This window comes from Nesterenkonia massiliensis, from assembly GCF_000455245.1.
Taxonomy (GTDB): Bacteria; Actinomycetota; Actinomycetes; order Actinomycetales; family Micrococcaceae; genus Nesterenkonia; species Nesterenkonia rhizosphaerae.
Map to the genome: position 1 here is coordinate 38,899 of NZ_HG005173.1, position 7,117 is coordinate 46,015.

Here is a 7,117-nt window from a genome sequence, read left to right on the forward strand (position 1 = left end):
GAGCCCCTGCATCGCCCAGCCAGTGTCCACGATTCCAATCCACGGAAAGGGTCAATGGTGAGCTCAGCAGTAGGCCGGAGTGTCTTCGCCGCCGGGATGGAGTCAGTCGCCGAACTGCGGTGGCCGGGTTGGGCATGGGGTCAAGGTTCCCGGCAAGTTATGCACCGCGAAGGTCTTTGCCAAGTATGACTCTCGAGGCGCCCACCACGTTCAGCGAGTTGATCGGTGCTCGCGGGGTCCCCGGAGAGGTCAAGATATGCGCCCTACTTGACATGTTCCGCCCCTTCGGTCGTGCCACAGCGCGCTGCTGGCCGTCGATGTGGTCGGCTCCTGCGCCCGCTTGGGAGATCTGGGCGTCGAGACGGAAGCCGACGCGTCAGCCCTCTTTTCTCAAGCCGTGTGTGAATCATGGGAGCAGGTGTGTCCGGTCGGGCCCTTCTCGTAGTAGGGGGCCACCAGCAGACCCTCAGCATACTATTTATATATTCGATCATCACTTTGGTCAATGTGCGGCATATAGTCTATTGAGTGCCATCAGATACAAAATAAGATAGAGGTATTTATAAGTATGACCATGAGATTCACAAGAAGTTATCGTGAAGACCTGAAGAGAGGTTCTGACGGAGTCCGTATGAGACATACGTTGACTGGAGCACTAGTGGGTTCCAGTTTGCTCGCGGTGTCTTGCGTCGGTGATACACAAGATTCCGATTCTTCCTCCAAACTGAGGTCTAATGGCGACGCTATTGTTCATCTCTTTCAGTGGAACTGGGATTCTGTAGCTGAAGAGTGTGACGACTTTCTCGGTCCTAACGGTTTCGGGGGTGTTCAGGTCTCTCCGCCTCAGGAGCACGTCGTCATTCCCTATGCTGAGGGTGGAAACTATCCATGGTGGCAGGATTACCAGCCAGTTTCGTATCAGATTGAGAATACCCGCCGCGGCACCGGGGAAGATTTCGAGAGGATGGTTGAAACCTGCGCCGAGAACGGAGTGCGAATCTACGTCGACGCTGTCATCAACCACATGACGGGTCCTGGTGAGGGCACAGGCAGCGCAGGAACTGAATGGACTCAGTATGAGTACCCCGACCTATTCGGAGACGGGGATGCTGCTTATAGTCGGGACAACTTCGGCCCCTGCTACGAAGGGATTGAAGACTGGGAAGATAAAGAAGAGGTGCAGAACTGCCAACTTCTGGGGCTTTCCGACCTCGACACAGGTGACCCCGACGTTCAGGACCAAATTGTCCGCTACATGAACGAGCTGGTCGACCTTGGTGTCGCTGGATTCCGGGTGGATGCCGCAAAGCACATCCCCGAGGGTGACATGGGGGAGATCGTCGACCGTCTTAATGAAGTCCCCGCCTTCGGCGGAACTCCGCACCTCTATCACGAGGTCTATGGGGATGACACTATTCCTTATACCGCTTACACACCCTACGGGCAGGTCACCAACTTTGACTATATGCGGGATGTGGCGGCAAGCTTCGCGGACGGCGATATCGTCGACTTGACCTCGATATCCGACCATGGAGACCTCAGTAGTGACGAGGCCGTGGTGTTCATCGACAACCATGATACCCAGCGTTACGAGCCGACGCTGACTTATCTCGACGAAGACAGATATTATCTTGCGACAGCCTTTATGCTCGCCCATCCTTACGGGACGCCGGTAGTGATGTCCAGCTACGACTTCGATGGAAACGAAGCTGAGGGGCCGCCCAGCCTCGGCGAAGTCGATGGTAACCCAGCGGGATCGATTACCGAAGACGCCGATTGTTCTAGTGCAGACTGGATTTGCGAGCATCGAGATGAACGTGTGACCGGCATGATTTCATTCCGGAATGCCGTGGAAGGCACCGATCTCGTCGAACGCGCTGAGCAAGGTTCTTCTCGGGTGGCCTTCGATCGGGGTGAGAAGGGTTTCGCGGCCTTCAACGCCTCCGACGACGAGTGGGAACTGAGCGCCGAAACCTCTTTGCCCGACGGAACTTATGTCAACGTCGCCGGTTCCGGCAACGTCATCGTGTCCGACGGTGAGATCGAGGCCACACTTCCCGAGGACGGTGTTATTGCGTTGTATCTCGGCGGTGAGGCGGAATAGCTAGGTGTACTTGGCCACGAGGTTGGTGACACTGCGATCGGGTCATTGACGCAGAAGAGACCTCCGGGTGCGGTGGGCGATGTCTAGGTCGTCTACCGTCCGGAGGTCTCCGTCTCCCACCGTAACGCCCGACTCAGTGCCCGCGGTCGGCAACTGCTCGATGAGCGTGTCTGTGAACAAGGCTGGGCAACCGCCACGCGGCCAAAGCCCAAGGCATCTCCCGCCAGTGCGCCCACCGGTGGATCAAACGATTCCGCCAGGAAGGCTGGTCCGGTCTCCACGATCGCTCATCTAGGCCTCGCCACTGTCCACGACAGACCCCGATCAAGACCGAGGAAGCCATCCTGGCCCTGCGTGCCCAGCAACGCCGCGGCCAGGACTGGCTCGGCCCCGAGCTGGGCATCCCGGCCCGCACCCTCTCACGGGTGCTGCGCCGGCATCGGGCGCCCTATCTGCACGACTGCGACCCACTCACCGGTGAGGTGATCCGGTCCTCGAAGGCCACCGCGGTCCGCTACGAGTGTGACCGGCCCGGGGAGCTGGTCCATGTCGTTGTGAAGAAGAACGGCAGGATCCCCGATGGCGGAGGGTGGAAAGCCCACGGCCGCCACATGGGGCCAACTTGGGCGAAGAAGCGGACCCGGATCGGCTACGACTACGTGCACTCGATGGTCGATGACCACTCCCGACTGGCCTACTCCGAGATCCTGCCCGATGAGAAGGGCACCACCTGCGCGGGATTCATCTTTCGTGCAGCCGGCTACTTCGCGGGACATGGCATCCCCCGGACGGAGCGAGTCATCACCGATAACCATTTCTACTACCGGCGTTCGGCAGACGTGGCGGCAGTGATCAGGGCATTTGATGCCAGGGGCAAGTTCATCAAGCCTCACTGCCCGTGGCAGAACGGCAAAGTCGAGTGCTTCAACCGCACCCTACAGACTGAACGGGCCTACCGGCAGGACTTCCTGGATAACGCTGAACGTGCCGCTGCTCTTGCACTATGGCTTGAGGTCTCCAACAATCAGCGACGCCACACCGCGCTCGGCGGTCTGTCACCGACCAGTCGACTGTCACCAACCTGACGGCCGAGTACACCTAGAGCGTGTCTGAGAATTATGTGAGGGGTGGCCTGGAAGCCTGGAAACATGTCTCATCTCCAGGTTCTTTCTGATACTCAGTGGGATGCCGCTGCGTGCGGATCTCACCGATCGCAATCAGGTTGACGGTCTGTGGCGGCAATTCGAACAGATGAATCGTTCCCTCGACGTCGCTGTTCTCAACGCCGGCGCAAGCCTAGGCGGAGCATTCATCGACACCGACCTCGAAGACGAGCTGCGCCTGCTCGCGCTCAACGTCACCTCGCAGGTCATCCTCGCCAAGCACATCGCCCGCGCGATGGCCGCGCGGCGCTCGGGCCGCATCCTCATCACCACCTCGATGTCCGCGACCACACCCACACCCTACGAATCCATCTACGGACCCACGCGAGCGTTCATGTACAGCTTCGCTCAAGGCCTACGCGAAGAAATGCGCGAGCACGACGTCTCCGTCACCGCGCTCCTCCCCGGAGCGACGGCCACTGAGTTCCACGACCGTGCTGGCATGCAGAAGACGAAGTTCGGCGACAACTCATGGAAGAACGACCCCGAACTCGTCGCGAAGCTGGGCGTCGACGCTCTTTTCGAGGGTCGAGACCACGTTATTGGCGGAGATCGCCGCACGCGCTGGTCAGCGTTTCGCAACAAGCTCTCCCCGAAGCAGGTCAAAGCCAGACGCTTCGCACGCGATTCGAATCCCAACGAACCTGCATGATTCCCACGCGTGCTGGACGTTAGACCGACAATCTAAACTCCACCACGTCGCCGCAGCTAACAACCTCAGCGGACACTGGTCCGCGAGTCGCTGGCCTGATCGCGGGCTAACCAGCGGCGAAGCACGTCGATCCACTCGTCGAAGGCGTCGAGGTGCGCATCATGGCTGCCGCCGGAGAGATCGACTCTGACCGTCTCGGGCCTGCGCCGGATCAGCTCGTCCTTGTCGGCATCGCTGAACATCCCGTGCTTGGCGAAAATCGCGAGCGTCGGAACCTGCAGAGCTTCCCACTCGTCCCAGCGCGGTTCATGCACAGCCTCGATCGTGCGTTGCATGACCGCGGAGTCGAAACGCGGGACGAGCCCATCATCCGTCGACTGGAGATCCGCTACCCAGGCATCAACGATCGCGTCATCACCGAGGAACTCGCGGGCAGCGGCCTCTCCCCGGAACGGAACCGGCCAGGACGCGAAGTACGCGCCGAGACCAGCAGCCTCGCGCGGATCGTCGCTCCCCGACGCATGACCTTCGAGCATCACGAGCCCCTCGACCAGGTCTGGATGCGCTGCTGCTGCGAGAAAAGCAGTGTGGGCTCCCATCGACTGCCCGACGAGTGTCGCTCGACTCCCTGGGGCGAGCTCCTCGATCGCCGCCACGACGTCGCCGACGAAGGCGTCGCGGGATAGATCATCGGGAAGCCGCGTGCTCGCACCGTGCCCTCGCTGGTCCACGAGCAGCACCCGATGGTCCTGCAACGCTCGCGCCGTGCGCAGCAACTCCCGCGAGCTCCCGGCAAGCCCGTGCAGCAGCACGACGACAGGGCCGTCGCCGCCGAGGTCGGTGACCGCGATGCAGACGCCTCCGGGGCGTTGCACGACGCAGCTGGTCACGCGACCTGTAGCGGCGCGATCGCCGCGATCTGCTCACCTGCTGCGTCCTCGGCGCGGTCGAGCTCATAGTGGCTCTGCAGGTTGATCCAGAACTCGGCCGACGTGCCGAAGTACCTCGCGAGCCGCAGCGCCGTGTCTGCGGTGATCCCCCGCTTGCCGTGCACGATCTCGTTGATCCGCCGGGGCGGGACGCCGATCGACACGGCGAGCTTGTTCTGTGTGATGCCGAAGCCCTCGATGAAGTCCTCCATGAGGACCTCACCCGGGTGAATCGGCTCGATCCTGTCAGTGGTAGTCAACGATCTGCACCTCCTCTGGTCCGGCGGCGGTCCACACGAAGCAGATCCGCCACTGGTCGTTGATCCTGATGCTGTGCTGCCCGGCACGGTCGCCCTTGAGAGCTTCGAGGCGGTTGCCGGGTGGGACGCGGAGGTCCTCGATGGACTCCGCGGACCCCACCTGACGTAGCTTGCGCAATGCGACTCGATGGATCCTCGGATCAATCGACCTCACGCGTTCACGACGCCACAGCCGTTCGGTCTCCTTGTCGCCGAACGATCTGATCACGGGACCAGTATATAACGGCGAGCGTCATTAACGCTATACGTTAAACCGGAACTCCACTGAGTTCCGGCACGGACAACCATCTGCGTCAACTGCCCGCCACGGACCTCAAGAGTGGTCGGCGACCAACCTCCCAAGCACGTCGAGATCGTGGCGGTCCTCCGGCCGGAGGTCGTAACCGAGCCTCAGCGCCATGAGTCGCGCGGCGCACGCGACAACTACCGAGCGATCTCCGATCACTCCGACCGCGCGCTCGCGCGCTCGGTGGACGAACGAGTCTTCACCGAAGCCCTGCTGGACCCCGTCGCCGACACAGTCCACGTCCATCGGATGGATGTCGACCGCCCTGTCGCCGGCGCGCAGCTCAACTCGGATCGGACGCCAGTCCTCCACGATACTGTATCCGCGACCGAGCAACCATTCCATGAGGGCGTCGACCGTCGTCGAGTCGACGAACACATCCAGATCACCATGCGATCTGGTCTGGGAACCGTGCAGAGCGTCAACGGCCCATCCGCCGTTGACCTGGTAGACGACTGATCGCTCCTCGAGCCAGCCAACGACTCGGACTACCTCAGCGGCGTCCATCCCGCTGAAGGTCATGCGGATTGCAGCGGCACGATGGCGGCGATCTGCTCAGCCGCGCGATCCTCTGCGAGGTCGAGGTCGTAGAGCGTCTGCAGGTTCAGCCAGAACTGTGCGGTGGTGCCGAAGAGCTTGCCGAGCCGGAGCGCGGTGTCCGCCGTGATCCCCCGCTTGCCATGCACGATCTCGTTGATCCGCCGAGGCGGGACGCCGATCGACACGGCGAGCTTGTTCTGCGTGATCCCGAAGCCCTCGATGAAGTCCTCCATGAGGACCTCCCCAGGGTGGATCGGGGCAATCTTCTCAGTGGTAGTCAACGATCTCCACCTCCTCCGGTCCTGCGTCGGTCCGCACGAACCAGATCCGCCACTCGTCGTTGATCCTGATGCTGTGCTGCCCGGCGCGGTCGCCCTTCAGCGCTTCGAGCCGGTTGCCCGGCGGGACCCGAAGATCCTCGATGGACGCCGCCGATCCCACCTGACGAAGCTTGCGCAGTGCGACCCGATGGGTCCGATGATCGATCGAGCGCACTCGCTCACGACGCCACAATCGTTCGGTGTCCTTGTGGAATGCCCCCGGGAGTAGGTCCGGGCAGTATGCGAGCCGCGGTTCCTTCAATGGGTACAGATTTCAGCATACTCAGCCGGGCTGCGGTAGCCGAGCGCTGAGTGGCGTCTGATGGTGTTGTACTCCTTCTTCCAATCGCCGATGATCACCCGAGCATGGGTCAAAGACCAGAAGCTGGTGATGTTCAGGCACTCATCCCGGATCCTGCTGTTGAAGGACTCCACGTACCCATTGCGCCACGGCGCACCGGGTGGGATGTAGTAGATCCCCGTGACCTCTCCAGCCCAGTCGGCCATCGCCTTACTGATCAGCTCCGGGCCGTTGTCACACCGTAGGACCTCTGGAAGCCCCCGGTCAGCGGCGATAGCGTCGAGGTGGGCGGTGAGGTCATCACCGGTGATGCTGCGGGCCACGATCCCGCCCAGGCATTCGCGGGTGTGCTCATCGACGATCGAGGCGATCTTGATCGCCCGGCCGGTCTCATCGGCGTCGAACTGGAAGTCCACCGCCCACACCACATTCGGCGCGTCCGCCTGCGGGGCTTCCGCGGTGGAGGACCCTACGCGTTTGCGTCGACGTCTCACCGGAACCT

At 61.7% G+C, this 7,117-nt stretch carries 9 protein-coding genes and 1 pseudogene; 3 read left to right on the forward strand and 7 right to left on the reverse strand.

Going from position 1 to position 7,117, the window contains the following annotated elements; all coding sequences use genetic code 11:
- Positions 1-631 precede the first annotated feature (631 nt).
- The 3 genes and pseudogenes from TX78_RS11365 to TX78_RS11375 all read left to right on the forward strand — a co-directional run bounded on the left by TX78_RS11365 (position 632) and on the right by TX78_RS11375 (position 3,919).
- A complete protein-coding gene (locus TX78_RS11365) occupies positions 632-2,104 on the forward strand; it encodes an alpha-amylase (RefSeq protein ID WP_049897877.1) in 1,473 nt (490 codons plus the stop codon).
- Between the two features lie 153 nt (positions 2,105-2,257).
- A pseudogene (locus TX78_RS11370) lies at positions 2,258-3,189 on the forward strand (IS481 family transposase).
- 100 nt (positions 3,190-3,289) lie between these two features.
- On the forward strand, positions 3,290-3,919 hold the full coding sequence (locus TX78_RS11375) for an SDR family NAD(P)-dependent oxidoreductase (RefSeq protein WP_081652778.1): 630 nt from the start codon (positions 3,290-3,292) through the stop codon (positions 3,917-3,919).
- 65 nt (positions 3,920-3,984) lie between these two features.
- On the opposite strand, the gene TX78_RS11380 is transcribed toward TX78_RS11375, so the two are convergent.
- The 7 genes from TX78_RS11380 to TX78_RS11410 form a co-directional block, all read right to left on the reverse strand.
- Complete coding sequence (locus TX78_RS11380) at positions 3,985-4,809, reverse strand: alpha/beta fold hydrolase (protein ID WP_044496363.1); 825 nt, start codon at positions 4,807-4,809, stop codon at positions 3,985-3,987.
- The gene (locus tag TX78_RS11385; RefSeq protein ID WP_044496365.1) at positions 4,806-5,108 is read right to left on the reverse strand and encodes a HigA family addiction module antitoxin; all 303 of its coding nucleotides are present in this window, start codon (positions 5,106-5,108) and stop codon (positions 4,806-4,808) included. Before TX78_RS11385 ends, TX78_RS11380 begins: the two co-directional genes overlap by 4 nt.
- Positions 5,095-5,376 carry a type II toxin-antitoxin system RelE/ParE family toxin gene (locus TX78_RS11390; RefSeq protein ID WP_044496366.1) on the reverse strand — a complete coding sequence of 94 codons (282 nt, stop codon included), beginning with the start codon at positions 5,374-5,376 and terminating at the stop codon, positions 5,095-5,097. Before TX78_RS11390 ends, TX78_RS11385 begins: the two co-directional genes overlap by 14 nt.
- A 105-nt stretch (positions 5,377-5,481) precedes the next feature.
- A complete protein-coding gene (locus TX78_RS11395; protein ID WP_044496367.1) occupies positions 5,482-5,976 on the reverse strand; it encodes a nucleotidyltransferase domain-containing protein in 495 nt (164 codons plus the stop codon).
- On the reverse strand, positions 5,973-6,275 hold the full coding sequence (locus tag TX78_RS11400; protein ID WP_044496369.1) for a HigA family addiction module antitoxin: 303 nt from the start codon (positions 6,273-6,275) through the stop codon (positions 5,973-5,975). Before TX78_RS11400 ends, TX78_RS11395 begins: the two co-directional genes overlap by 4 nt.
- On the reverse strand, positions 6,262-6,576 hold the full coding sequence (locus TX78_RS11405; RefSeq protein WP_044496370.1) for a type II toxin-antitoxin system RelE/ParE family toxin: 315 nt from the start codon (positions 6,574-6,576) through the stop codon (positions 6,262-6,264). The genes TX78_RS11400 and TX78_RS11405 overlap by 14 nt, the downstream gene beginning before the upstream one ends.
- The coding region (locus tag TX78_RS11410; protein ID WP_069956282.1) for an IS3 family transposase at positions 6,573-7,117 on the reverse strand (545 nt) is incomplete at its 5' end. The genes TX78_RS11410 and TX78_RS11405, both read right to left, overlap by 4 nt.

Bases quoted from the DNA above. Each gene is read 5' to 3' on its own strand.
- TX78_RS11365 (WP_049897877.1), top strand. From the start codon at position 632: ATGAGACATACGTTGACTGGAGCACTAGTGGGTTCCAGTTTGCTCGCG.
- TX78_RS11375 (WP_081652778.1), top strand. From the start codon at position 3,290: ATGCCGCTGCGTGCGGATCTCACCGATCGCAATCAGGTTGACGGTCTG.
- TX78_RS11395 (WP_044496367.1), bottom strand. From the start codon at position 5,976: ATGACCTTCAGCGGGATGGACGCCGCTGAGGTAGTCCGAGTCGTTGGC.